Source organism: Arthrobacter sp. NPDC056691 (assembly GCF_042791415.1).
GTDB lineage: Bacteria > Actinomycetota > Actinomycetes > Actinomycetales > Micrococcaceae > Arthrobacter.
Genome location: NZ_JBHTXX010000026.1, coordinates 20,984 through 46,243 on the forward strand (window position 1 = coordinate 20,984; position 25,260 = coordinate 46,243).

The 25,260-nt window shown below is 68.1% G+C and carries 23 protein-coding genes and 1 pseudogene; 15 read left to right on the forward strand and 9 right to left on the reverse strand.

The window, feature by feature from the left end; genetic code table 11:
• Positions 1-2 precede the first annotated feature (2 nt).
• Positions 3-1,451, reverse strand: coding sequence for a DUF3375 family protein (locus ACFRAU_RS18465; protein WP_378000982.1), 1,449 nt, complete (start codon positions 1,449-1,451; stop codon positions 3-5).
• A gap of 339 nt (positions 1,452-1,790) precedes the next feature.
• On the opposite strand from ACFRAU_RS18465, the gene ACFRAU_RS18470 reads away from it, so the two are divergent.
• The 3 genes from ACFRAU_RS18470 (at position 1,791) to ACFRAU_RS18480 (ending at position 5,401) form a co-directional block, all read left to right on the forward strand.
• Positions 1,791-2,093 carry a hypothetical protein gene (locus ACFRAU_RS18470; RefSeq protein ID WP_377994994.1) on the forward strand — a complete coding sequence of 101 codons (303 nt, stop codon included), beginning with the start codon at positions 1,791-1,793 and terminating at the stop codon, positions 2,091-2,093.
• Positions 2,094-2,256: 163 nt separating this feature from the next.
• Complete coding sequence (locus tag ACFRAU_RS18475) at positions 2,257-4,230, forward strand: acyl-CoA dehydrogenase family protein (RefSeq protein WP_378001032.1); 1,974 nt, start codon at positions 2,257-2,259, stop codon at positions 4,228-4,230.
• A gap of 223 nt (positions 4,231-4,453) precedes the next feature.
• The gene (locus ACFRAU_RS18480; RefSeq protein WP_378000983.1) at positions 4,454-5,401 is read left to right on the forward strand and encodes a YrzE family protein; all 948 of its coding nucleotides are present in this window, start codon (positions 4,454-4,456) and stop codon (positions 5,399-5,401) included.
• A gap of 41 nt (positions 5,402-5,442) precedes the next feature.
• Here ACFRAU_RS18480 and ACFRAU_RS18485 read toward each other — a convergent pair whose 3' ends face one another.
• A complete protein-coding gene (locus ACFRAU_RS18485; RefSeq protein ID WP_378000984.1) occupies positions 5,443-5,853 on the reverse strand; it encodes a YchJ family protein in 411 nt (136 codons plus the stop codon).
• A gap of 220 nt (positions 5,854-6,073) precedes the next feature.
• Here ACFRAU_RS18485 and ACFRAU_RS18490 point away from each other — a divergent pair, with 220 nt between their 5' ends.
• From ACFRAU_RS18490 to ACFRAU_RS18505, 4 genes are all read left to right on the forward strand, one after another.
• On the forward strand, positions 6,074-6,877 hold the full coding sequence (locus ACFRAU_RS18490) for a hypothetical protein (protein ID WP_378000985.1): 804 nt from the start codon (positions 6,074-6,076) through the stop codon (positions 6,875-6,877).
• Positions 6,878-7,004: 127 nt separating this feature from the next.
• Positions 7,005-8,009: an aldo/keto reductase family protein gene (locus tag ACFRAU_RS18495; RefSeq protein WP_378000986.1), complete on the forward strand. Its 1,005-nt coding sequence runs from the start codon at positions 7,005-7,007 to the stop codon at positions 8,007-8,009.
• Positions 8,010-8,018: 9 nt separating this feature from the next.
• Entirely contained in the window at positions 8,019-8,870 is an 852-nt protein-coding gene (locus ACFRAU_RS18500) for an SDR family oxidoreductase (protein WP_377994999.1), read from the forward strand.
• Positions 8,871-8,990: 120 nt separating this feature from the next.
• On the forward strand, positions 8,991-10,115 hold the full coding sequence (locus ACFRAU_RS18505; protein WP_378000987.1) for a sulfite oxidase: 1,125 nt from the start codon (positions 8,991-8,993) through the stop codon (positions 10,113-10,115).
• A gap of 6 nt (positions 10,116-10,121) precedes the next feature.
• Here the strand turns inward: ACFRAU_RS18505 and ACFRAU_RS18510 are convergent.
• The 4 genes and pseudogenes from ACFRAU_RS18510 to ACFRAU_RS18525 all read right to left on the reverse strand — a co-directional run.
• Positions 10,122-10,382 (reverse strand): annotated as a pseudogene (locus tag ACFRAU_RS18510) (RpiB/LacA/LacB family sugar-phosphate isomerase); the annotation flags it as partial.
• Between the two features lie 12 nt (positions 10,383-10,394).
• Positions 10,395-12,191 carry a dihydroxyacetone kinase family protein gene (locus ACFRAU_RS18515; RefSeq protein ID WP_378000988.1) on the reverse strand — a complete coding sequence of 599 codons (1,797 nt, stop codon included), beginning with the start codon at positions 12,189-12,191 and terminating at the stop codon, positions 10,395-10,397.
• A gap of 73 nt (positions 12,192-12,264) precedes the next feature.
• A complete protein-coding gene (locus tag ACFRAU_RS18520; RefSeq protein WP_377995002.1) occupies positions 12,265-13,038 on the reverse strand; it encodes an SDR family NAD(P)-dependent oxidoreductase in 774 nt (257 codons plus the stop codon).
• A gap of 29 nt (positions 13,039-13,067) precedes the next feature.
• The gene (locus ACFRAU_RS18525; protein ID WP_378000989.1) at positions 13,068-13,892 is read right to left on the reverse strand and encodes a sugar phosphate isomerase/epimerase family protein; all 825 of its coding nucleotides are present in this window, start codon (positions 13,890-13,892) and stop codon (positions 13,068-13,070) included.
• A 190-nt stretch (positions 13,893-14,082) separates the two neighbouring features.
• On the opposite strand from ACFRAU_RS18525, the gene ACFRAU_RS18530 reads away from it, so the two are divergent.
• From ACFRAU_RS18530 to ACFRAU_RS18550, 5 genes are all read left to right on the forward strand, one after another.
• On the forward strand, positions 14,083-15,420 hold the full coding sequence (locus tag ACFRAU_RS18530) for an MFS transporter (RefSeq protein ID WP_378000990.1): 1,338 nt from the start codon (positions 14,083-14,085) through the stop codon (positions 15,418-15,420).
• Positions 15,421-15,485: 65 nt separating this feature from the next.
• A complete protein-coding gene (locus ACFRAU_RS18535) occupies positions 15,486-16,352 on the forward strand; it encodes a transketolase (protein ID WP_378001033.1) in 867 nt (288 codons plus the stop codon).
• Positions 16,349-17,359 (forward strand): transketolase family protein, encoded by a 1,011-nt coding sequence (locus tag ACFRAU_RS18540; RefSeq protein ID WP_378000991.1) that lies wholly within the window; start codon positions 16,349-16,351, stop codon positions 17,357-17,359. The genes ACFRAU_RS18535 and ACFRAU_RS18540 overlap by 4 nt, the downstream gene beginning before the upstream one ends.
• Positions 17,360-17,493: 134 nt before the next feature.
• Positions 17,494-18,147: a GntR family transcriptional regulator gene (locus ACFRAU_RS18545; RefSeq protein ID WP_378000992.1), complete on the forward strand. Its 654-nt coding sequence runs from the start codon at positions 17,494-17,496 to the stop codon at positions 18,145-18,147.
• A 110-nt stretch (positions 18,148-18,257) separates the two neighbouring features.
• Positions 18,258-18,638: an RNA-binding S4 domain-containing protein gene (locus ACFRAU_RS18550; RefSeq protein ID WP_378000993.1), complete on the forward strand. Its 381-nt coding sequence runs from the start codon at positions 18,258-18,260 to the stop codon at positions 18,636-18,638.
• 12 nt (positions 18,639-18,650) lie between these two features.
• Here ACFRAU_RS18550 and ACFRAU_RS18555 read toward each other — a convergent pair whose 3' ends face one another.
• The 3 genes from ACFRAU_RS18555 to ACFRAU_RS18565 are packed head-to-tail and all read right to left on the reverse strand — an operon-like array spanning position 18,651 to position 21,714.
• Positions 18,651-19,301: a dihydrofolate reductase family protein gene (locus ACFRAU_RS18555; RefSeq protein WP_378000994.1), complete on the reverse strand. Its 651-nt coding sequence runs from the start codon at positions 19,299-19,301 to the stop codon at positions 18,651-18,653.
• Positions 19,298-21,124, reverse strand: a complete 1,827-nt coding sequence (locus tag ACFRAU_RS18560; RefSeq protein ID WP_378000995.1) for a DUF4389 domain-containing protein — start codon at positions 21,122-21,124, stop codon at positions 19,298-19,300. Before ACFRAU_RS18560 ends, ACFRAU_RS18555 begins: the two co-directional genes overlap by 4 nt.
• Positions 21,121-21,714: a hypothetical protein gene (locus tag ACFRAU_RS18565; protein ID WP_378000996.1), complete on the reverse strand. Its 594-nt coding sequence runs from the start codon at positions 21,712-21,714 to the stop codon at positions 21,121-21,123. Before ACFRAU_RS18565 ends, ACFRAU_RS18560 begins: the two co-directional genes overlap by 4 nt.
• Before the next feature lie 291 nt (positions 21,715-22,005).
• Here ACFRAU_RS18565 and ACFRAU_RS18570 point away from each other — a divergent pair, with 291 nt between their 5' ends.
• The 3 genes from ACFRAU_RS18570 to ACFRAU_RS18580 all read left to right on the forward strand — a co-directional run bounded on the left by ACFRAU_RS18570 (position 22,006) and on the right by ACFRAU_RS18580 (position 25,246).
• Positions 22,006-23,511 (forward strand): amidohydrolase, encoded by a 1,506-nt coding sequence (locus ACFRAU_RS18570; RefSeq protein WP_378000997.1) that lies wholly within the window; start codon positions 22,006-22,008, stop codon positions 23,509-23,511.
• Between the two features lie 107 nt (positions 23,512-23,618).
• Positions 23,619-24,236, forward strand: coding sequence for a uracil-DNA glycosylase (locus ACFRAU_RS18575; protein WP_377995012.1), 618 nt, complete (start codon positions 23,619-23,621; stop codon positions 24,234-24,236).
• 26 nt (positions 24,237-24,262) lie between these two features.
• Positions 24,263-25,246, forward strand: a complete 984-nt coding sequence (locus ACFRAU_RS18580; protein WP_378000998.1) for a hypothetical protein — start codon at positions 24,263-24,265, stop codon at positions 25,244-25,246.
• The last annotated feature ends 14 nt before the right edge of the window (positions 25,247-25,260 follow it).

The following is a 25,260-nucleotide window of genomic DNA, read 5'->3' on the forward strand; positions in this document are numbered from 1 at the left end:
CGCTAGTCCTTCTTGAGCGTTACCACCGGCAGGTACGCCTTGCGGGTGGTGCCGTCTATCTGTTCGAAGTCGAGGGCCTCCCACGCCAGCTGGTCAAAGCCGGCGCCGGTGTGGAGCGCGTGCGAGAGGAGCGCCCGGATGGAGTTGATGTGCTGTTCCTCCGGCGGCAGCTGCCCCCACGCCTCGGACAGGGTCGAGGCGCCGACTGCCGCCGTGCGGATCGCCTCCGGCCTGGCCTTGGCGGTCCGGGGCGAGCGGACCCGGTCCGAGTCGCTGAACGCGATGGGGTCGGCGAGTTTGGGCGGGGCGGCAAACTCGTCCGGATCGAAAAGCTTGACCATGGCAAGGGATTCGAAACCGGGGTTGAACAGCACCGGGCCGCGGACCAGGCCCGGCCGTTCGCGCTCGTAGGGCAAGGACCTGATGGCCTGCTCCGCCTCGCGCAGCACCTTGCGGAGCCGCACCGACTGGCGAAAGTCGTCGCTCTGGATATAGGTGTTCAGGCTCTCGCTGAGCTTTCCGTAGATGCGCTGGATCTGGCTGTGCTGCTGCCGGAGTTCCGCCACCAGGTTTTTCAAGGTTTCGCGGTCTTCCGGCGACAGGTCGTCCGCGAACTGGCGGCTGAGCACTTCGCCGATGGCGGAGCGGAAACGCAACTGCTGCTGCGGATCCTCGAGAAAGGCGGTAAAGGAACGGAAGGTCCTGCCCTCCGGGCTCTGGCGCAGCCGCTTGTCTGCCTCCAGAACCTGGGCCATCGTGGCGCCCTTGGTCAGCGATTCCTCGATGATCTGGTTCCGGAGCTCGCCCACGAGCTCCTCAATCCGGTCACGCATCTTCTTGTAGTCCGCCGGCAGGCTGGCTGCGAGATCCAGGATGTTGCCGGCCGCTTCCACCGCCTGGTCGTCGTCGAGCAGGCCGTCGAAGTCGCCGGAGCTGATGTCCTCGATCAGCTGCTGCCGCTCCCCGATCTCCTCCTCCAGCGCTTCCAGCCGGGCGCTCTGGTCCGGGTTGGTCTCGTTGGCGAGCTTCTCCACGTCACCCAGGAGCGTGCCCAGCCGGGAGCCATTAAGCGTGGACCTTTCGCTGGAGAGGCTGTCCAGGAACGCCAGCACGCGGGCGGCCGGCTCGGTGACCTCGTACACGATCTGCCCCGACTGGTTCCGGCGAGTCAGGAACTGCTTGCGGGTCCACTCATCGCCGAAGGACTTCCCGTTGGCATGGCCGCCCAGCCCAGGGTCCTGCCGGCGCAGCTGCTCAAGGAAGGAGTCGACGTCGGCATGGAATTCTTCCAGCGGAAGCTGGGGCCGGGTGCGAGTGAAGGATGCCTGCAGGACCGCGATCACCCACGGGGAGGAACGGGTGAGGGCCCATGCGGGCCCCTTGGTGAGGAGCTCAAGGTCCCTGAGCCTTGCGCTGATCGCGTCAGCGGAGGACGTGGCGGACCGGGGCACACACTCTCCTTCAGCAACTTGGGGGATGGTCTGGGCAGCGGAAACCCGAAAACTGCCAACTACAAGGTTAACGCAGAGCCGCACCCCGGCCGGCGCCGCGGTCCCCGCGATCCCGGGAGCGGGCCCGAAACGAACCGCGAAGCGGGCCCGGTTCCGCGCCCGGCAACGTTACGGGTGTGACAGAAGAGGTTTTCGCAATCACTCCGTGACCTACGCAGGAGTATTGTCTCGATCCCGTATCAACGCGGCCACAGCATGGGCGGGAGGCTGGAGGAAGCTTCGCTCCTGGCCCTAGTCTCGAGCTACTGATCCATCCGCAGCAACGGCGCAGGGGGAAGCATGCAGTTCGACTTGAGTGCAGTGGAGACAGCCACCTTGGTGTTCATTGGAACGCTGATGTTTGCCCTGGTGCTTGTCTTGTTCGTGGCGTTGGCGGCATTCGCCGCGCTCGTCCTGGTGGGGGTGGGACGGCTGGCCTGGCTGGTCGTTGCCGCGGCTCTGCTCAGGACCGTCCACGCGATCAACCACGCCTGGGACAGGCTGGTGCACCACGCCTCTGCAGTCGAGTTTCCCACGGATTTTCAGGGTCAGCCGTCCCCTAGCACCGGAACCTACCCGCGGGTAGCATTGAGGGACAGCTGAAGGGTTCTCCACCCGCGGCGGACCCAGGGCTTTGAGCCGGCCATCCGGTTAGAGGAGATGCCCCGTGAGCTCCGCCACTGACAGCCAGGCGACCGAACGCCCGGCCACTGACAGCACAGCACCAGGCCCCACGGCTGCGGACGGCACTGGCGCCGTCCCGCCCGTGGACAGTCCCGCGTCCGAGACACCTGTCGCTCCGGAGAAGATCGGTGCGGGCGCGTCCGCCGAGGACGCCCGCGCCATTGCCGAGGCAGCACGCGAAACCGAGTGGGCCAGGCCCAGTTTCGCCAAGGGCCTGTACCTCGGCAGCTTTGACCTGGGCCTCATCCATCCCTGGCCCGCCGCCAATCCCGATGACGTGGAGCGCGGCGAGGCTTTCATGGCGCGGCTGACGGAGTTCTGCCGCACCATGTCCGGGCGGACGATCGAACGCGACGCGAAAATTCCCGACGAGTACCTGCGCGGCCTCGCCGGACTGGGCGTGTTCGGCATGAAGATACCGCAGGAGTATGGCGGCCTGGGCCTGTCCCTGGTGTACTACGGCCGGGCGCTGGCCCTGCTGGGATCTGTGCACCCGAGCCTGGGCGCCCTGCTCTCCGCCCACCAGTCCATCGGCGTGCCGGAACCGGTGAAGGTGTTCGGCACCCCCGAGCAGAAGCGCCAGTACCTGCCGCGCTGCGCGCAGGGGGCCGTCACCGCATTCCTGCTGACCGAGCCCGACGTCGGCAGCGACCCCGCCCGGATGGGCAGCACTGCCGTGCCCGCTTCCGACGGCGGATCGTACGTGCTGGACGGCGTGAAGCTATGGACCACCAACGGCGTGATCGCCGAGCTCGTGGTGGTGATGGCCGTGGTGCCGCAGCACACCGATGCGGACGGCGCCGTCCACAAGGGCGGCATTACCGCGTTCGTCGTGGAGATGAGCTCCCCGGGAATCACGGTGGAGAACCGCAACACCTTCATGGGCCTGCGCGGCATCGAGAACGGCGTGACCCGGTTCCACCAAGTCCGGGTGCCGGCCGCCAACAGGCTTGGCCGTGAGGGCCAGGGGCTGAAGATTGCGCTCACCACGCTGAACACCGGCAGGCTCTCGCTGCCCGCACTTTGCGTGGCGACGGGCCGCTGGAGCCTCAAAATCGCCCGGGAATGGTCCAACGCCCGCACCCAGTGGGGCCGCCCCGTGGGCAAGCACGAGGCAGTGGGCAAGAAGATCGCATTCATCGCCGCCACGGCGTTCGCCCTTGACGCCGTGTTCGAGCTGTCCGCGGAGATGGCCGACGCCGGGCAAAAGGACGTCCGCATCGAGGCGGCCCTGGCCAAACTGTGGTCCACCGAGATCAGCTACCGGATCGCGGACGAACTTGTGCAGATCCGCGGCGGCCGCGGCTTTGAGACGGCCGACTCCCTGGAGGCCCGCGGCGAGCGGGCCGTCCCCGCCGAGCAGCAGCTGCGCGACCTGCGGATCAACCGCATTTTCGAGGGTTCGTCCGAGATCATGCGGCTGCTGATAGCCCGCGAGGCCGTGGATGCGCACCTCGCCGCCGCCGGGGACCTGGCCTCCGCGGAGGCGAGCCTTTCGGACAAGGCGCGGGCCGCCGTCGGCGCTTCCGGCTTCTACGCAAAATGGCTGCCCAAGCTGGTGGCGGGCGCCGGCATGGATCCGCGGTCCTACAGTGATTTCGGGCGGCTGGCCAAGCACCTCCGCTTCGTGGAGCGGTCCTCGCGCCGGCTGGCCCGGCAGACGTTCTACGGCATGGGCCGCTGGCAGGCCCGCCTTGAGCACAAACAGGCGTTCCTGGGCCGGATCGTGGACATCGGGGCCGAACTGTTCGCCATGGCCGCCAGCTGCTCCCGCGCCGAGATGCTGCTCCGCTCTGCCCCCGAACGGGGCGCCACCGCTTTTGAACTGGCCGACGCCTTCTGCGAGCAGGCACGCGTGCGGGTGGACGAATACTTCGACCAGCTGTGGCGGAACACCGACGACGGCGACCGCGACGTCGCGCCCAAGGTACTCGCCGGAGACTACACATGGCTGGAAGCCGGCGTACTGGACCAGTCCGAGGGGACGGGCCCGTGGATCGCCGATGCGTCCGCCCGCGAGTCGACCAAGGAGAATTTGCACCGCGCCTACCGCTGACCGCGCCCGGCGCCACGCACCGCTCCCCGCCCACCAGGCACCAGCCCCGACCTCAATACCGCCCTTGACAAGGGAAGACGCGCCAAACCAGGATACTAAGCATCCTTGCTAATGCCCATTGAACGGAGTTAGCTAGAAACTGAGGCCAGTGCCTTGGCCTCGGCATTGCGTTGCCCGGCTTAGGCCCCTGAGTCCGGGTCCGTTCAATGAAAGCGAGTCGCTGATGAGCAGCCCAACCGGCGCCGGGGAAAGACGCCCCCGGCGCACCTCCCCTGAATCAGACACCTCCGAATCCACCGGGCCCGATCTCAACAGGCCACAGCACAGCACGGCAGAGCCCTACCCTGCCGACTACAGCACTGCGGAGCGCAGTCCGGCGGACACCCCCACGGAAGCCACTCCTGTCTACGACGCCACCCAGACCCGGCGGTCGGACCGCCCCGGCGTCACCGGCGCCACGGCCGACACTCACACCCGGGCCCTCAACACCACGGCCGCAGACACGCCGTACGCCGAGCGCGACTACACACCCGACAATGAACCCGACGGCCGCCCGGACACGGCACGGCCTGACGATCCGGCCTTTGCCACCCGGGAGATGGCCGCGGCCCGCCAAAGGGAGGCCTTCGGCGGCATCAAGATTGGCTCGGCGTTCTTTGGCTGGCTGGCCGCCACGGGCATGGCCGTGCTGCTGACCGCCCTCGTCGCCGCTGCCGGCACCGCCGTGGGACTTGCCACGAACACCGACGTGAACGCCGCCGTGGGCCGGGCTGCCTCGAACCAGACGGTGGGGATCGTGGGCATCATCGTGCTTCTGGTCATCCTCTTCGCTTCCTATTACAGCGGCGGCTACGTCGCCGGCAGGATGGCCCGGTTCAATGGCGCGAAGCAGGGGTTCATGGTGTGGATTTGGGCCCTGATCGCCGCGGTGCTGGTGGCCGTGCTCGGCATGATCGCGGGCGAGCGGTTTAATATTCTGGCCCAGCTGAACAGCTTCCCCCGGATTCCGGTCAACGAGGGCCAGGTAACCACCACGGGCATCATTGCCGCCGTCGTGGTCGCTCTGGTGGCCCTGGTGGGTGCCGTCCTGGGCGGCATGGCCGGGATGCACTTCCACCGTAAGGTGGACCGTGCCGGCTTCACTCCCACGGCGGACTATGAGGAGCGCTGAACGCGGGACTACTGACCCCGGCGTCCGCCGGGCAGTAGCCGCTACGGGCTAAGCCCGACGGCGACGCCGTCGATGTAGTACCAGCGCCGGTCCACCCTGCGGAAGCGGCTCGTTTCGTGGTGGACGCCGCGTTCGCCGTCCTGACGGAAGTGCGCCTTGAACTCCACGACGCCCTCGGTGTCGAGCGGGCCGCCCCGCTCGACGGACACGATGTCCAGCCGCCGCCATTCCAGACCAGGATCGAACTCCAGCTCCGCGGGCCGGCTGCTGGCATGCCATGTTTTGAGGAGGTAGCCGGCATCCAGCAGGACGAAGGCGGAGTAGCGGGAACGCATCAGCTGCTCGGCGGTGGCTGCCTCCGCCGAACCGCTATGGAACCGGCCGCAGCAGTCCGCGTACTGCTCCCCGGACAGGCAAGGGCAGTTGCCGGAGAAGGGTTCTGGCTGGGTCATGGCATCCTTGGGAACTTTGGTGGTCGCTTGCTGGAACAGCCTATCGGCGCGTTGATAAGGCCGGGTCCTATAACAGCTTTGAAACAACAGTTGCCGGCACTTGTCATGAGGGCATGTCGGCAGTAAATAGTCCGTATGGTGGTTAGGGGCTGTTTCCGGCGTGACCACCGGGCTCGATCACGTGGGTGACGGGCCGGGCGCCGATGGTAAGGAGGGTAACGTGCAGGATCCGACAACGATTGCACTGAACCTGACCTTTTTTGGCACCCTGGGTGTTGCCTTCCTCATGTTCATCGGCCTGTGCATCAGCGTCATGCTCACGCTGGTGATTGCGGGGCTGGGACGCCTCGCGGCGCTGATCCTGATGGCGCTGTTCGGCCGCCTCCCCAGGAACGAGACGATCGAGATCGTGCGGCTCGCTGCTGACGGAAGCCCGCTGCCCGCGGACGCCGAAGTGGTGCCGGCAAAAGGCAAGGCGAAAAAGGCCGCCAAGGCCCCCCGGCCGGTCCGCGAGCCCCGTGCGCCGATCGACTGGAACAAACTGCGGACCCGCGCCGGCCTCCGGGAGGCGCTCCGCGGCGCCGTCGTCCACCATCCCCTGGTGACGGCCGCCCGGCCGGTGCCGCCCGTCCTCGCGAAGGACTGGGCCGACGCCGTCGCTGCCGCCGACGCCCGCGCGGTGGCGCGTGCCCGGGCCGCCGCGCCGGACGTCAAGGTCACCGTGCGCGACCTGCCGCCGCCCGACGTCGCCGCGGCCAGCGTGACCGAGGTGGCGCCGCTTGTGGAGTCGGCCCTGCGCCACAACGCCGTGCCGGGCGAACCGTCCAGCACGGGTGCCTCCGGCGCCGGCGTCTCCGGCACGGGGGCCGCCAGCAAAGGCGAAACGGTCCGGTCCGCCTTGGCGCTCTCCGCCCAGCCGCCGCGTCCTGCGCGGAAACCGGCCGTTGCCGGACATGTCTCCGTCCTGGACACCGGTTCCATGACGTCGCTCGCGCAGCACCCGGACGCCCGCACCCGCGCCTGAGCGCCCTGGTTCCGTGCCACCGGCCTCAGACCACAAGCCTGGCCGCGGAGGCAGCAGGGACGCCGGCCGCGAGATAGGCCGCCGGCATCCCTTACCCTGAGCAACCATGTCCGCTAGCGTGAAACCCATGGAATTCAGATACCTCGGAAACAGCGGCTTCAAGATTTCGGAAATCACGTTCGGCAACTGGCTCACGCATGGCTCGCAGGTGGAGAACGACGTCGCCACCCGGTGCGTGCGGGCGGCACTGGACGCCGGCATCAGCACCTTCGACACGGCGGACGTCTACGCCAACACGGCGGCGGAAACCGTTCTGGGCGAAGCGCTCAAGGGCGAACGCCGGCAGTCCATCGAGATCTTCACGAAGGTGTTCGGTCCCACCGGCCCCAAGGGGAAGAACGACCTCGGCCTGTCCCGCAAGCACATCATGGAATCCATCGACGGGTCCCTCAGCCGGCTGCAGACGGACTACGTGGACCTGTACCAGGCGCACCGCTACGACTTTGAGACGCCGCTCGAAGAAACGATGCAGGCGTTCGCGGACATCGTCCGGCAGGGAAAGGCCCTGTACATCGGGGTCAGCGAATGGACCGCCGAGCAGCTCCGCAACGGCCACGCCCTGGCCAAGGAACTGGGCTTCCAGCTGATCTCCAACCAGCCGCAGTACTCCATGCTGTGGCGGGTCATCGAGGAGGAGGTAGTGCCGGCGTCGGAGGAACTGGGTGTCTCCCAGATCGTCTGGTCCCCCATGGCGCAAGGTGTGCTGAGCGGCAAGTACCTGCCGGGCCAGCCGTTGCCGGAAGGCAGCCGCGCCACCGACGACAAGGGCGGCGCGAAGATGATCCAACGCTGGATGCGGGACGACGTCCTGGCCGCGGTGCAGGAGCTGCGGCCGGTCGCCGAGGAAGCCGGGCTGACCATGCCGCAGCTGGCGGTGGCCTGGGTGCTGCAGAACCCGAACGTCGCCTCAGCGATCGTGGGCGCCTCCCGGCCCGAACAGGTGGCCGACAGCGCCGCAGCCGCCGGTGTCCGCCTTGAACCGGACGTCCTGAAAAGGATCGACGACGCCGTTGGCTCCCTTGCCGAACGGGACCCGGCCGAAACCAAGTCCCCCGCAACCCGCGAAGGCTAGGAATCCCCCATGACGGAACTTCCAGACCTTGCCGTGACCGGCTCCACCGGGGTCCTGGGCGGCATGGTGGCACGCCAGCTCTCCGACGCCGGGTTCTCCCAGCGCCTGCTGGTGCGGGACACCCTGCGGGCGCCGGACCTGAGGGACGCTCCGGCGGTGGCGGTCAGCTACGGGGACCCGGCGCTGTCCCGGCCCGCCCTGGAAGGCGTCAAGATCCTGTTCATGGTGTCGGCGGCGGAGGCGGAGAACAGGCTGCAGCAGCACTACGCCTTCGTGGACGCCGCCGCGGAGGCCGGAGTGCAGCACATTGTGTACACGTCCTTCTTCGGGGCGGCGCCAGACTGCACCTTCACGCTGGGGCGCGACCACTATGCCACCGAGGAGCGGATCAGGGCGTCCGGGATGGGATTCACGTTCCTGCGGGACAACTTCTACCTGGATTTCCTGCCCATGCTGGCCGGTCAGGACGGTGTTATCCGGGGCCCGGCAGGCGACGGCGTCATGGCCGCCGTCGCGCGGGAGGACATCGCCCGGTCCGCGGTGGCCGTGCTGCGAGACCCGGCCGTCCACGCGGGGGCAACCTACGACCTGACCGGGCCGGAGGACATCTCGCTGGGGCACGCCGCCGAGGTGCTTACACGCGCCACGGGCAGGACCGTCACGTACCATCACGAAACCGTGGAGGAGGCGTTCGCCTCCCGCGCGTCCTACGGCGCACCGGAATGGCAGGTGGAGGCCTGGGTCAGCACGTACACGGCGATTGCCGCCGGCGAACTGGCCGGGGCGACGTCGGACGTGCACGGCCTCACCGGCCAGGATCCGATGACGCTCGAGGACCTGGTGAAGCTGCCGCAGCTGTAAAGGGCGGTTGGCGGGGCGGGGCTGTTGACGGTCATATTGGGGGCGGCGTAAACCTGTGAAGAGGAGCACGCCAATCAGCAGCACCACACAACACGCAGCACCGAGCAGAATCGCAAGGCCATGTCCAAGCTGATCTACCGCCGCCGACCGTCCGCCCGCCCCGCGCCCCATACCGGTGTACCAGCGCATTCCGGTGAACCCACGCATGGCCCGATCTCCAGGGAAGAGCTGCAGCTCGCCGTGCGGAACCACTCGATGCCGCTCGAGGCCCTGCGCGAGGACGTGACTCCGCCCGGGCTGCACTATGTGCTCACGCACTTCGACATTCCGCAGGTCAGCGGCGCCTGGCACCTGCGGATCGGCGGCGCCGTGGAGCGCGCGATGGAACTGAGCCTTGCTGCGCTGAAGCGGGATCCGGCCATCAGCGTCCAGGTGACCATGGAGTGCGCCGGCAACGGCCGGTCCCTGCTCCGGCCGCGGCCGCTCAGCCAGCCCTGGACGCTGGAGGGCGTGGGGACGGCCGTGTGGACCGGAGTTCCGCTGGCGTACCTGCTGGCCCAGGCCGGCGTCGAGCCGGAGGCCGTCGAGGTGGTGTTCACCGGTCTTGATGCCGGGATCCAGGGCGGCGTCCGGCAGCAGTACGCCCGGAGCCTGCCGATTTCGGAAGCGTCCCGGGCCGACGTCGTCCTCGCCTACAAGATGAACGGCAGCGAACTGCCGCCGCAGCACGGCTATCCGCTCCGGCTGGTGGTCCCCGGCTGGTACGGCATGGCCAGTGTCAAGTGGCTGCAGTCGATCCAGGTTGTCACGACGCCGTTCCAGGGCTACCAGCAGTCGGTCGCCTACCGCTACCAACACAACGCGGACGACGCCGGCACCCCGGTTTCGCGGATCAGGGTACGGTCGCTGATGGTCCCGCCGGGCATTCCGGACTTTTTCACCCGCCGCAGGTACCTGCAACGCGGGCCGGTCATGCTCCAGGGGCGGGCGTGGTCCGGTGAAGCCGCTGTGACAAGGGTGGAGGTCGGCATCGACGGCAAGTGGGTTCCGGCGCAGCTGGACAAGCCTGCCGGCGCCTTTGCCTGGCGCGGATGGAGCCTGCCGTGGGTGGCCGATACCGGCCACCACGAACTGGCGTGCCGGGCCACCGACGCGACCGGCGCAGTGCAGCCGCTGGAGCAGCACTGGAATTACCAGGGCATGGGGAACAACACGGTGCAGCGGGTGCGGGTCATCGTCGAATAAGTGTGCTCAGCACCCTTCGTAATCGCTAAGCACATTCAGCTTGCCTGCCGACGCCGACTCCGGGTCGAAGGCGTAGCCCACCCATTCCCGCGCGAGCCTGCGCGCCAGTTCCAGGCCGACCACGCGCTGCCCCATGGTGAGGACCTGGCAGTTGTTGGAAAGCACGGACCGCTCAACGGAGAACGAGTCGTGGGCAGTGGTGGCACGGATGCCCGTCACCTTGTTGGCGGCGGTGGCCACGCCGATGCCCGTACCGCAGTGCAGGAGCGGCGGCGGCGGTCATACCGTGGCCTCCGCTTCGTCGCGGGCATGCGCTTCGTCCTGTCCCGCTTCGTTCTGTCCCGCAGCGGGCGGGGCGGCGTGACGGGCCAGCTGTCCGCCCATCACGGTGAAGATCATGGCCAACGACGTGGCCCCCGGATCGGCGGTGCCCAGGCTTTTTTCCGCCAGCGGCCGGGCGCGGCCCTTGAGCGGGCGAAGCGTGGCGGTGGCCGCGGCGGCGGACGTCGCAGCGGCGGCTGCTTCCTGCCAGGCGGTCTCGGCGCCGGCCCCTTCCGCCGTCCGGCGGGCCAGGGTTTCGGCGAACGGCAGGAGAGCATCCACCATGGTTTTGTCCCCCACCCCGGCCTTGCCCAGGCCGGTGATGCGGCCGGCGAACGCCGTCACGGCGGCCGAAAGCTCCGCCGGTTCCGGCGCCTGGCTGTTGCCGAGCGACTCGCCGAGGGCCCGCAGACCCGCACCCCAGAGGACCCCCGATGTTCCTCCGGCCCGGTCCGCCCAGGCATCCCCGGCGGCCGCCAGGACGTCTCCCGCGCCGGCACCCCGGGTGAACGCGTCAGCTGCTGCGGCCACCGCTGCATCGACGCCCCTGACCATGCCGCGGCCGTGGTCGCCGTCGCCGGCAACGGCATCCATGTCCCCCAGCCGCGGCTCCTCCGCGCGCAGGAGATTACGTGCCGCCTCGAGCGCGGCGACGCATGCGGTTGCGTACTCCCGGGAGGAAGCGGTGGCGGCGAACGCAACGGCGGTGCTGTCGTCGTCGGACACCTCAGCGGCGGGAAGGCTGCCGGACTGCGCGGCAGTGGTTCCCCGGCGGTACGCCGGGGTTTCCGCCGGCGCCGCCCAGAGCGGCTCCAGTTCATCATCCAGCCACGTGACGGTGAGGGACACTCCGGCCATGTCCAGGCTGGTGACCAGTTCGCCCACCTCCGGCAGCACCAGGGTGTAGCCGGCATCGCGGAGCAGCGGAGCAACCGTCCCCCAGAGCACGAACAGCTCCTCGTGCTTGGTGGAGCCGAGGCCGTTGAGGATCACCGCAATGCGCTGCCCTGCCCCGTCCGGTGTCTCGGCCAGCACCCGGGACACCAGTTCGCGGCCCAGGTCAGCAGCCGGCGGAAGGTCCGTGTCGAAGAGGCCGGGCTCGCCGTGGATCCCCAGGCCCAGCCCCATCTGCCCCTCGCCCAGCGAGAACAGCGGCGCGTCGGCGCCCGGGAAGGTGCAGCCGGCAAACGCGCTGCCGATGGTCCGGGTGAGGCTGTTGGCCTTGCGGCCCAGGCGGACAACCCCGGCCAGGTCCGCGCCGGCTTCGGCGGCCGCCCCCATGACCTTGAAGACCGTAAAGTCCCCGGCGATGCCGCGCCGCTTGGACGCTTCCGACGGCGGTGCGCTGGCGACGTCGTCCGTCACCAGGACGTTTTCGACGGCGATGCCCTCGGCGGCCAGCCGCTCGCTGGCCATCCCGAAGTTCATCACGTCGCCGGCGTAGTTGCCGTAGGTGAACACCACACCGGCGCCGCTGTCCGCGGCCTTGGCCACGGCGTAAGCCTGCTGGGCGGACGGTGACGTGAAGATGTTTCCCACCACCGCGCCGTCGGCAAAACCGGGTCCGATAAGCCCGGCGAAGGCGGGGTAGTGGCCCGAGCCGCCGCCGGCGAGGACCGCCACCTTCGGTGCCGCAGGGCGGTGGCGGCGCACCGCGCCGCCGGGAACCTGGCGGACCAGTCCGGAGTGAATATCGCAGAAGCCCGCGAGGGCTTCCTCGGCGAAGTCCGCTGGATTGTTGAAGATTCTGGTCATGGCTGGCTCTCTCTGCGGCGTATGTGATGTGCGGCGGGGCGGCTGGGTGGGTTTTGCAGCGCTTTGGGCGCTCTTAGTGCATGTGGCTTCCGCCGTTGATGTCGATGGTGGTGCCGGTCAGGTAGGCGGATTCCTCGGAGGACAGGAAGGTGATGACGGCGGCGACTTCCTCGGTGCTGGCATTGCGGCCCAGCGGGATGCCGGCATTGATGGCGGCTTCCTGCTCCTCCGTGCTGCCGACGCGGATGTTGGTGTCCACGGCGCCCGGGGTGATGGCGTTGACAGTCACGCCGGAGTCGCCCAGTTCGCGGGCCAGGGCCTTGGTGAAGCCGAGGATGGCGGCCTTGGCGGCGGAGTAGGGCACCTTGCCGAAGACGCCGCCGCCGCGCTGCGCGGAAACGGAGGACATGTTGACGATCCGGCCCCAGCCGTTGTCGATCATGTCCGGCAGGAAGGCCTTCGTGACGAGGTAGGTGCCGGTGGAGTTCACGGCCATGACCTTGTTCCAGAGGTCAAGAGTGGTTTCCAGGAAAGGCACCGGCGAGGTGATGCCGGCGATGTTGGCCAGGGCGCCGACGGCGGGAAGGGCGCCGCTCGTGACCTCGGCGGAAACTGCCTTGTACGCGGCGTTGACGGACTCCTCGTTGGTGACGTCGACCTCGTAGCCGAACGCCGGGACGTTGAATTCGTTGCCGATTTCGGTGGCGACCTTCGCGGACTTTTCGCCGTCGAGGTCCAGGATCACCACGCCCCAGCCCTGGCTGGCGTAGCGGCGGGCGGTGGTGATGCCGATGCCCCGCTCGGAGGTGGCTCCGGTGAGGACGGCGGTGCGCTGAATGGCGGTCATGATGCTCCTTGGTGGTTTTGTGTGGTGGTTCAGATGAGGTCGGTGATGAAGCTGGCTGCCTTGGCGGCGGCCGCCGGGCGTTCGTCGTGGGTGATGTCCCGGGTTTCCAGTTCCAGGCTGAAGTGCCCGGTGTAGCCCTGCTCGGCCAGGCCCCGCAGCCCGGCGGCGAAATCGGCCTGGCCGTTGCCGATGCTGAGGTTGATGTTCCCGGGCACGGCATCACGCAGATGCACGTGGGCTATCCGGCCCTCGTGGCGTGCCAGGTACTCCAGCGGGTCCTCGCCGGCGGCGACGATGTGGCTGAAGTCCATGACAATTCCGACGCCGGAGCCCGCCAGCCGCCGTGCCAGCAGTTCGGCGCGTTCCAGGTTCCAGCAGAACCGCAGGAAATGCAGCGACTCAGTCCAGAGTTCGACGCCGAACCCGGCCGCGCGCTCCCCGGCCCGGATGAGCTGTGCCGCGACGGTGTCCAGGTCCTCCTCTATGCTGCGGACCGGCTCGTGGCTCAGCGCACCGCAGGGAAGGACCAGTGCCTTGGCCCCCGTTTTGGCGGTGAGGGTGAGCAGTGCATCAAGGTGCCTGTCCCGCTCAGCCTGCTGGCCGGCGTCGAGCACTGCATTGAGGTCTCCGATGTCCCCGTTGACGGAACGCACACGCAAGCCCGATGCAGCCACATCACTGGCAACGGCGGAGACGGCGCCCGCGTCGAGTTCATACGGAACGTGATCGCAGACGCCGGGGAGGGCGCCCAGGTCGATCTCAGCGAAACCGAGCCCGGCGATGGTTCGCAGGGCTGCCGGCAGGTCCTGGTGGCGGAAGCTGATGGATGAGCACCCGAGTCGGGAATGGAACATCGTTGTTGATCCTCTGGTCGTGCCCGGCAGGCGGTAGTGATGGGCACCACATTAGCGGTGACGACTGTTAACAGTCAACTCCTGACGGTGACTGTTGACAGTCAGCATGACGTCGGTCACACTGGAACACATCTTGTTAACAGTCGACAGCGCTGGAGCTTCTCCAGCCGCTCTTCGAAAGGGAACCACCATGAGCAACGAAGCTCTGAACATGCGGGGGCCGGTCCACGGCACCAAGGACGCCCGCCGGGTCGCCATCGGCTCGGGCGTCGGCGCCGTGATCGAAACCTATGACTTCATCGGCTTCGGTACGGCGGCTGCCCTCTACTTCGGAACTGCGTTCTTCCCCACCGGCGACCCGGTGACCGGAACGCTGGCCGCCTTCGCCACGCTCGGCGTCGGCTTCGCCGCCCGGCCGCTGGGCGGCATCATCGGCGGCCACCTGGGCGACAAGGTGGGACGCAAGCCGGTCCTGGTGGCGTCCCTGATCCTGATGGGTGTTGCCACCTTCCTGATCGGCCTGCTGCCCACGTACAGCCAGGTGGGCCTGCTGGCCCCGGCGCTGCTGGTCTTCGTCCGCGTGGTCCAGGGCCTGGCCTTCGGCGCCGAATGGGGCGGAGCCATCCTGATGAGCTACGAGCACGCACCGTGGAAATCCAAGGGCAAGTACACGGGCATCGTCCAGGCCGGCTTCCCGGTGGGCCTGCTGCTGGCCAACCTGGTGTTCCTGGTCAGCGTGAACCTCGGCGGCGAGCTCGCCTGGCGCATCCCCTTCCTCGCCAGCATCGTGCTGGTGGTGGTCGGCCTGATCATCCGCTCCAAGGTTCCCGAGTCCCCGGTCTTCGATGAGGTCAAGGACCACGGCGACATCGTCAAGTCCCCCATCGTGGAGGTCATCAGGACCGACTGGCGCAACATCGTCAAGGGCATTGGCCTGCGCATCGCCGAGACCGCCGGCTACGCCGTGTCCATCACCTACATGATTTCCTACCTCAACAGCCAGCACCTGGCCGACAAGACCCAGACGCTGGTGGCCCTCTGCATCGCGTCCGCCATCGGCATCTTCGCCACCCAGGCCTGGGGCCGCCTGACCGACCGGATCGGCCGCCGCCCCCTGTACATCTGGTCCACCGCCTTCGCCGCGCTGTTCGCCATTCCGATGTTCCTGCTGGTCAACACCGGCCTGTTCGTCTTCATCATCGCCACGATCGTGATCTCCTACGCGGTGTGCCAGAACTCCCTCGCCGGAGCCCAGGGCGCCTGGTTCCCCGAGCTCTTCCAGGCCAAGACCCGTGCTTCCGGCGCCTCGCTGGCCTACCAGATCTCCGCCATGGTCTCCGGCTTCACCCCCTTCATCACCACCCTGCTGTTCGTCAGCTTCGGCTGGATCGGCCCCGCCCTGCTGTTCGGCCTCTACGCCCTGATCGGCCTGTGGGCAGCCTTCGCCACCCGGGAAACCTGGGGCAAGCGGGAGCGGCAGCTGGCTGATGAGATCACCAAAAGCACCCCCCAGTCAGTGAGCGCCTGATGACTGCCGTCAACGAAACCGTCCCGCAGGAACTGCACACCCAGGCTCCCCGCCAGAAGGAACGAATGACCCAGGAAACTGCAGCAGAACGACTCGAACGGGTCAGCGCCGCCGCCTACCGGATCCGGCACCATGCCCTGAACATGGGCGAGGTCCAGGGCCAGGGCTACGTGGGGCAGGCGCTCGGCGCTGCGGACATGCTCGCTGTCGTGTACGCCGACCAGCTTCGGTTCCGCGCCGGGGACCCGCACTGGGAACAGCGCGACCGGTTCCTGCTCTCCACAGGGCACTACGCCATCGGCCACTACGCGGCCCTGGCCGAGGCCGGCATCGTCCCCGTCACCGAGTTGGAAACCTATGGTTCAGATGATTCCCGGCTCCCCATGTCCGGCATGTCCACCTACACCCCCGGCATGGAAATCTCCGGCGGCTCCCTGGGCCACGGACTCACCATCGCCGTAGGCATGGCCCTGGGCCTGCGCTACCAGGGCTCCGGTTCGCGGGTCTACAATTTCCTCTCCGACGGCGAACTGGACGAGGGCTCCACCTGGGAAGCCGCCATGGGCGCCCACCACCACCAGCTCGGCAACCTCACTGCCATGGTGGACATCAACGCCCTGCAGGCCGACGGCAAGACCGACACCGTGCTCCGCACCGAACCGATCACCGAAAAGTGGGAAGCCGCCGGCTGGTACACCCAGCGCGTGGACGGCAACGACGTCGCCGCGCTGCTCGCCGCGTTCGACAACGCCGCAGCGCAGGCCGCCGCCAGCGGGCGCCCCTCCGTGATCCTCTGCGACACCAAGGTGGGCCGCGGCGTGCCGCTGCTGGAGGAACGGGAAAAGGCGCACTTCATGCGCATCGAAGAACACGAATGGCAGCTCTGCCGCGAGCAGCTGACCGCAGGATACGAAGGAAAGGCCGCCCGATGAGCACCACCGCAGTGAAGGCCACCGGCACCGCCCCCAAGCTCAAGACCTCGGCCATGATCGCGTCCTTCGCCGATCCGGGCCAGAAAACCGCCTCTGCCCCGTTCGGGCACGCACTGGTCAAGGCCGCGCAGGAGAATGACAGGGTCGTCGGCCTCACCGCGGACCTGGGCAAGTACACGGACATGCACATCTTCGCCAAGGCCTTCCCGGAACGGTTCTTCCAAATGGGCATGGCCGAGCAGCTCCTCTTCGGCGCAGCCGCCGGCCTTGCCGAGACCGGCCTGGTGCCGTTCGCGTCCACCTATTCAGTGTTCGCCGCCCGCCGCGCCTACGACTTCCTCTGCCTGGACGCCGCCGAACCCAACCTGAATGTCAACATCGTGGGTGGCCTCCCCGGCCTCACCACCGGATACGGCCCCAGCCACCAGGCCACCGAGGACATGGCAATCTTCCGCGGCATGCCCAACCTGACCATCGTGGACCCCTGCGACTCGATCGATATTGAACAGGCCGTCCCGCAGTTGGCCGCTTCGGAAGGGCCGACCTACCTGCGCCTGCTCCGCGGCAACGTGCCCACGGTCCTGGATGAGTACGACTACACCTTCGAACTCGGCAAGGCCAAGGTCCTGCGCGGGGGCAACGACGTCGTCTTCGTCTCCAGCGGCCTCATGACCATGCGCGCCCTCCAGGCGGCCAAGGCGCTGGCGGAACACAACGTGGACGTCGCCGTCGTCCACACGCCCACCATCAAGCCGTTCGACGCCGAAACAGTCCTGGCCGAGATCAACACCGACCGCCTGGCCGTCACCCTGGAAAACCACTCCGTGGTGGGCGGGCTGTTCGAAACCGTCGCCTCCGCCGTCGTTACCGCAGGCTTGGGCAAGCGCGTGGTCCCGGTGGCGCTGCCCGACGAATTCCTCGATGCCGGCGCCCTGCCCACGCTGCACGAACGCTACGGCCTGTCTGTCCAGCGCATCGTGGCGAAGGTTCTCGCCGAACTCGGCTAAAACCGGGCTTCGGCGCCGCTGGAAGGCCGCCGCGGCGGGAGCGCAGGGACAAAGCTTGCCCAGCGCTCCTGCCGTGGCATCATTGTTAACACGGCAACTGTAGACAGTTGACCTCTGACCTTGGGGAGAATTCGATGGCCGCAGCAGCCCTTCTGGGACTGGAAAAGAAAAGCCTCCGCGAGCAGGCGCTGGCCGCGCTGCGCACCGCCATCACCAGCGGAGCGCTCGAACCTGGCCGCCACCTGGTGGAAACCGAGCTCTCCGAGATGCTGCAGATCAGCCGCGGCACGCTCCGGGAAGCCCTGCGGCAGCTCCAGCAGGAGGGCCTCGTGTCCGCGGGCGCCCGCGGCAGGCTCTCGGTCCGCCACCTGGATGCCAAGGAAATCCGCGACATCTATTCCGTCCGCGCGGCCCTGGAATCCCTGGCGGCCCGCACTCTCTGCGAACTGCCGGACCGCCAGCACGTCATCGGCTCGCTCCGCACCGCCATCCAGGCCATGGAGGCGGCCACCCACGGCACCATGGAGGAGCGGGTCGAATCCGACCTCGACTTCCACCGCACCATGTGCCGCCTCACCGGCAACGAGACCCTGCTCCACTCGTGGGAATCGCTGGAAGGGTCCATCCGGATGTCCATCATGTTCGCCGGGCCCGACAAGGGCGTCCGGAACATGAGCGTGGACCGGCACAACGACATCGTCGCCGCCATCGAAACCGGCGACGCCATCTTGGCCCGCGACACCATCCGCGAACACATGGACTCCGCCGCGGCCATCCTCGTCGCATAGTTTCTTCATGGCGGCGCGCCGACGCGCCGAGAGGTGAGATCTCATCGTTTTCGCCGGGCCTAAGCATCGAGACCTCACCTCTCGCCGCCCGGATATACTCGGCTGCAGTCATGAGCAGCCTTCCCTCAGCCCCCAGCACCGTACGCGTCGACGCCTGGCTCTGGGCCATCCGCGCCTACAAGACAAGGTCCGCCGCCACCGCCGCCTGCCGCGCGGGGCATGTGCGCATCAACGGAAATCCGGCCAAGGCCTCGCAGTCACTCGTGCCCGGGGATACCGTGCGCGTCCGCCAGCCCGGCTACGAACGGATCCTCGAGGTGCGCCGGCTTATCGCCAAGCGGGTGGGGGCGGAGGCAGCGTCGCACTGTTTCACCGACCACACCCCGCCCCGGCCTGTGGCTCCGGCGCTGGGGCTGCCGCAGCGGGACCGCGGGACCGGCCGCCCCACCAAGAAGGACCGCCGTGAAATGGAGCGGCTGCGGGGTATCTGACCCCACGTTGCTTTATTCCTTGATCTGCTCGCGGCCCTCGCGCACCTCGAACTCCCCTACCTCCATGTCTGCGCCACCGAAGGCGGCCGGCAGCAGGGTCAGGTGGACCGCACCCGAGGACGTCGCCTTGCTCCCGGCCAGGGTAAATGCCGACGGCGTGACCCCGGGTTCGAAGAGCCGCTTGCCCTGGCCGAGGACCACCGGGAAGATGATCAGCCGGTACTCGTCCACGAGGCCGGCATCGTGCAGGGCGCGGACCAGCCGGTGGCTGCCGTGGACCTGCAGTTCCCGGCCTGGTTCGGACTTGAGGTCGTCAACGGCCTCGAGGAAGTTCGCGGGGAGGATGGTGGTGTTGTTCCAGGTCGCCTCGGTGAGCGTAGAGGACACCACATACTTGGGCAGGCTGTTCAGCGCCTTCGCCACGGCGTCGTCCGGGTCCGTGACCTGCTCCCAGTACGGCTGGAACATCTGGTAGGTGGTGCGGCCCAGAAGGATGGCGTCGGCTTCGGCGAACCACGCGTTCACCATCCTGCCCATGTCCTCGTCGAAGAGCGGCACCAGCCAGCCGCCGTATTCGAAGCCGCCGCTGGTGTCCTCGTCCCGGCCGCCCGGGCCCTGCATGACGCCGTCGAGGCTCACGAAGGTGTGAACAGTGAGTTTCATGACGGCCCTCTGGGTGGAGTGGCCTGTGGACTCATGGCCGCGGGTTCACCGGGATCAACCGGGCCCATGTCGAGCCGGAACGGTGGATACTCGTCCCGCATCAGCGCCACGTAGGCTGCGACGCGGTAGACCCAGCGGTTGAGTCCGATCAGCAGGTCGAACAGGCTCCGGAGGTATCTGCCGGTGAACAGCAGAATGACGCCGGCGATGAAGGCCAGGAGCGAGAGCAGCGAGACGGTCCCGCCGGACGTGTAGCGGGCAGCGCCGCCAACCATGTCGTCGTCCGACGACGTCGCCACCCAGGTGCGCGACGTTCCTACGAGCACGCCCACAATCACGAGGTGCGGGATGGCGAGCAGCCAGGACTTCACCAGCACCAGGCCGCGCGAGAGGTGGTCCGGATAGTCGACCTCGAAGTCGGCCGGATAGTCCGTGCGGGCCAGGGTGAACGGCGGATAGCGGTCCGTGCCGATCGCCGTGAACGCGTAGAAGGACACCCGCCAGCTCCAGCGCAGCACGCCCACGTTGAAGTTGAACAGCGAATGCGGGTAGCGGGCGGTGAACAGGATCGCGAACCACGCCACGATGGTGGTGACAAAGAGCGCGAACCAGAGGAAGAACAGCACGATCAGGTGCGGAATGGCCAGGAACCACTTGACCAGCCACATCCACCGGGACAGCGCCGGGTCGACGTGTCCGGTCAGGCGGGCCGGGTACCTCGGGTTTTCAAACTGCCCGACGACGGCGGGTGGTGGCGGTGCGCCCGCTCCGCCACCGTAGGCGGCATAGCCAGGGGCCGGGTACCCCGGTTCCGGGTAGCCGGGGGCGGGATAGGCTCCCGGCTGCATGCCCGGAGGCACTGCGCCCGGCGGTTCTGCGCCCGGCACACCCGCATCGACGGGCGGCACAGCCGCACCGGACGGGACACCTGCGCCTCCACCCGGGACACCCGCGCCTCCGTCTGGGACGGTTGAGCTGGCGTACGGTCCGGTTGCGCCGGCAGCGGCGGGAGGTCCCGCCGTCGGGGTTTCCGCTGGCGGGGCATCCCCCGCGAGCGGGTGCCCGGGCGGATAGTGACCAGGGTGATACTGGCCCGGCGGGTAGGTGCCGGGACGATACTGGCCCGGAGGAACGTGCGGCGGCGGCCCGTGCCGTCCCAGCCCCATGGCGCCGGCAACGATCAGCGGGACACCGATGACCAGCAACACGATCCCCGCAATGAGCAGCCACAGGAACAGCGGCCAGAGCAGGTCGGAGCGGACACCGGCCTGCAGGTCCACGGACACCGGGGCGGTGGCGTCGGCATTCATGACCACCACTGTCCAGCTGCCGGGGAGGATGTTCCATTTGAGTTCCTGCGTACCGGTGCCCTCGGCGGACGCGACCCAGAAGTTCTGGGCTCCCGGGCGGGCTGGGCTCCGGGTCCCGGGCACTTCGGTGTAGTCGACCCTGAAGGGCCGCAGGTTCAGTTCCCGGATCTCGGAGCGCTTGACGCCGTCGAGGTAGCGCGCCGCGTCCTGCTGCGGTGCGACGCCGATGAAAATTCCTTTGCCCGGGCTGGCTGCCGACCCGCGGAGCAGGATGCTGCCGGCCACGTCCGACGGAATGACGTCCGGCAGCCTGCCGCTGACCATGACGTCCAGCCCTGCGGAGGTGATGGCGGAGGATGCTGCGTCGAAACGGTGCGGCTGGGTGGTGAAGTAGCCTTCGTCGCGCTGCTGGAAATTGAGCCAGCCTACCCCGGCTGCACCCGCCAGCAGACCCAGTCCCAGGAGTGCGGCGAGTGTACCGAGGACGAGCATTAATATGCGGCCAGGTTTCATGCCGGTTCCTTGTCTCGGGCCCTGCGGCGGGGTGCCACCCGTGGTTCGGCATCGCCGGGGTGGGCGTCCGGTTCCACGGGAGTTGCTCGGGCGGCGGTTGTTTGGACGTCACTTGATCGTGCGGTGCCTGACCGGGCTACGGGCTGTCCGGCGCTGCGTTCCTGGGCCATGCCGGCCCTGTCGCTGTGCTTGCCGTTCGGGTGCTGATTGTCCTCGTGCTTGCCGTCCGGATGCTTATGGTCACCGCGCCCGTGGGTGAATGAGGGGTGCTGGTGGATGCCCGGCCGGGGGTCCAGAATGCTCAGCCGGCAAGGCTTCTCGGACGTGCCCTCGCCGCTGAGTTGGGTGAGCTGGGCGGGGTCATGGAGCGCGGTGATGGTGTCCATGGCGGCACGGGCCATGGACAGATCCAGAATGAGGTCCTTGCCAGGCAACAGCGTCCTGGCGCGCCGTGCAACAACATAAAGCGCCCGGATGTTGGCCGGCGTCAGGGTTCCGCGGACCTCAATGCAGGCGCGCTCCATGTTCGCGTCGATGTGGACCACGACCTTGAGGCGGTGATGGCTGGCAGTGAAGTCCACGGCGCTCACGTCCCCCTGGCTGGCAGTCGCTGCCCAGGCTGGCCCGGCCGGAACGTGTGAGGGGACCGGATATTAAAGTTCATGTGCCCAACGCCTCCCCGACTTCATTGTCGGAACCGTGTCACGTCCAGAATGCACCCTTCGGCCAGCGCTGGGAAGAGGCATTCGGGCGAAGCCCCGTCGGCGCGGACCAAGGGAAAGGGCGCCACGACGGGGCGGGGGCGGATTGGCGCTGGCCGGATACGTGCCTAGCCTGTTCCTATGCCTTGCAGCCAGGACGATCCAGCAGCACGAAACCGGATGCCCACAGACATGGTGCTTGCCGCCGTGAGGCTGCCCGGCCACGCAGAATGCTCCGACGTCCATATCCGCAACGGCCACGTCTCCGCGATCACCGCAACCGGAGAACGCCCCGAGGGTTTCACGGCGGCCGATACCGCGGCCGATACCCAGGTGTTGGATCTTGAGGGGCGTTTCGTCATTCCGGGCCTGTGGGACGAGCACGTCCACATGACGCAGTGGGCGCTGGCCGCCAACCGGATCGACCTTTCCGGCGCCGCTTCGGCGAGGGCCGCCGTCGAGCTTGTCCGCAACCGGATTGCGGCGACAGACCTCGGGGCAGAACCGACCATGACGGTGGTGGGCGCGGGCTTCCGGGACGCCGTGTGGGAAGACGCTCCCAGCGCGGAAATGCTCGACGACGCCACCCGCGGCGTGCCGACGGCCCTCATCAGCCATGACCTGCATTGTGTCTGGCTTAATTCAGCGGCCGCCCGGAGATACGGTGTCCAACTACCGGCAGACGGGCTGCTCCGTGAGGAAGCGGCGTTCACCGTCACGCGCGAACTCGGAAAGCTGCCCGACGACGTCGTGGACGGTTGGGTGTCCACGGCCGGCCGGGAGGCCGCGGCCCGCGGAGTTGTGGGCGTGGTGGACCTGGAGATGACGTGGAACCGCGACGTCTGGCTGCGCCGGATCGCCGGCGGGTTCAGATCCCTGCGCGTGGACGCGGGTGTGTATCCGGAGGATCTGGAGCGGGCGGCCGGTGAAGGGATGCGCACGGGGCAGGAGGTCGACGGCGGGGCGGGACTCTTGCGGGTTGGTCCGCTGAAGGTGCTGATCGACGGTTCCCTCAATACGCGCACCGCCTTCTGCGTTGACCCGTACCCGCACGGCGGGCACGGCGTCCTGACCGTGAGCGAAGCCGAGCTGGTTACCCTGCTTGGCCGGGCACGGGAGACCGGCTTCGTGCCGGCGGTCCACGCCATCGGCGACGGCGCCAACCGGGTTGCGCTGGACGCCTTCGCCGAGGCCGGGACCGGCGGCCGGATCGAGCACGCCCAGTTTGTGCGGCAGGAGGACTTCGCCCGGTTCGGTGAACTTGGCCTGACGGCCAGCGTCCAGCCCGCCCACGCGCTCGACGACCGCGACGCCGCTGACGCGAACTGGGCCGGCCGCACCGACCGGGCGTTCCCGCTCCGCTCACTGCTGGACGGCGGTGCGCGGCTGGCGCTCGGTTCCGATGCGCCGGTGGCGCCCCTGGATCCGTGGCTGGCAATGTCCGCCGCAACGGCGCGGGCGCGGAACGACGGCCGCGGCCCATGGCACCCGGAGCAGGCCCTGACCCGGGAGGAGGCGCTGCTCGCGTCAACGCGGGGGCGCGGCCGGATCCGGGCCGGGAATGTGGCGGATATCGCCGTGCTGGATGCGGACCCCCTGGCCGCGCCCGACGCCGTGTTCGCCGGGATGCCCGTCGCTGCGACGCTCGTGGCGGGCCGGTTCACGTTCCGGGGCGCAGGGGTTTAGGAGTCCTGTTGGGTCGGCGGAAACTCCCCCACGCACCCTAACCGTCAAAAGCGTAGAGTGGCCTAAGACGCCTGATTCTTGGACGCCATGCAGCTAAGGGAGAAATCGTGACGATTGACTGGGACGAAAAGAAAGCCCTGCTACAGGAACCGAACATCGCAGCAGTGACGCAACTGTGCGATGAACTCATGGAGAAGAAGCCGGGATCGACCGTTCCTTATATCGACCCCGTCCATGACGAGGACGAATGCCGGATTGTCAGCCTCCAGGTCAGCCCGGGCAAGGGAACCGAGTCCGGCTTCGTATCCCATTTCAACGACGACGAGGCCGCCCGGCGGGCCACCCAGATCTATGAGCTCGCCGAGCTGGATCCGCGCTATGTCATGCCATGGAACGCCTACCCCTGGGTGCGCGACCCGGACATGCCCTCCGCCCTCAGCGTGCAGGAGAAGACCGATGGCCTGCGCCCCTTCCGGCAGTTCATGAAGATCAACAAGCGCGTCTCGGCCATCATCGCCCACGGCACGGACGCTGCCACCTTCCTGACCCTCTTCGAGAAGACCTATCACTCCTCCCTGAAGAACAACGGCATCAAAATCTACAAGGCCAGCGCGCTCGGCGGGCGGGCCTTTGCTGTTTCCGACGCCAAGCAGGAAGAGCTCCTGACCAAAAGCGTGGACACCTACAAAGACGCCATGCAGCGCGCAGGCATCCAGCACCTGTAGCCCCCGGTCCCGGCCCGGATAAACACGTGCTCGACTGGTTGCTCGATTCCGACCCATCGATCCGGTGGCAGGTCCTGCGTGACCTGACGGATGCGCCTGCCGAGGAAGTGCGTGCCGAGCGTGCACGCGTGGCCACCGAGGGCTGGGGCGCGCGCCTGCTCGCCCTGCAGGGCACCGACGGCCAGTGGGACGGCGGCACGTTCTTCCCGGTCCCGTATGACGGCTCCGAGCCGGGCCAGCCCTGGACCGCCACGACCTACAGCCTCCTGCTCCTGCGCGATCTCGGTCTCGACCCCGGCAGTGAGGAAGCCCGCGCCGCTGTCCGGCAAGTGAGGGAGAACAGCCGCTGGGAAGAGGGTGGCCAGCCGTTCTTCGACGGCGAGGTGGAGCCCTGCATCAACGGCAAAGCCGTGGCCCTCGGGGCGTACTTCGGCGAGAACGTCGACGGCATCGTCCAGCGGCTGCTCGGGGAGCAGCTCGCCGACGGCGGCTGGAACTGCGAGGCGGAGCGTGGATCGGTGCGCTCGTCCTTCGCGACCACCATCAACGTGCTGGAAGGGCTGCTGGAACATGAGCGGGCCACCGGCGGAACTCCGGAATCCATTGCTGCGCGGAGGCGGGGCGAGGAATACCTGCTGGACCGGGCGCTGTTGCGGCGCAAGAGCACCGGAGAGCTGGTGGACCCGGACTGGCTGCAGTTCTCCTACCCGACCCGCTGGTTCTATGACGCGCTCCGCGGCCTCGACTACTTCCGGGAAGCGTGCTCGCAGGATGCGCACCTCCAGGATGCCGACCTGCAGGACACGGGCGGGCCGCCGGACACCCGCCTTGCCGAGGCCATCGGTTTGCTTCGCTCAAAACGGCAGCCCGACGGAACCTGGCTGCTCGAGAACACCCATCCCGGCCGCATCCATTTCGCGATGGAGGACGGCGACGGGCGCCCCAGCCGCTGGAACACGCTTCGCGCCCTGCGTGTGCTCCGCTGGTACGACGGCGGCCCGGAGCTTTAAGCTCCGGAGCTCCA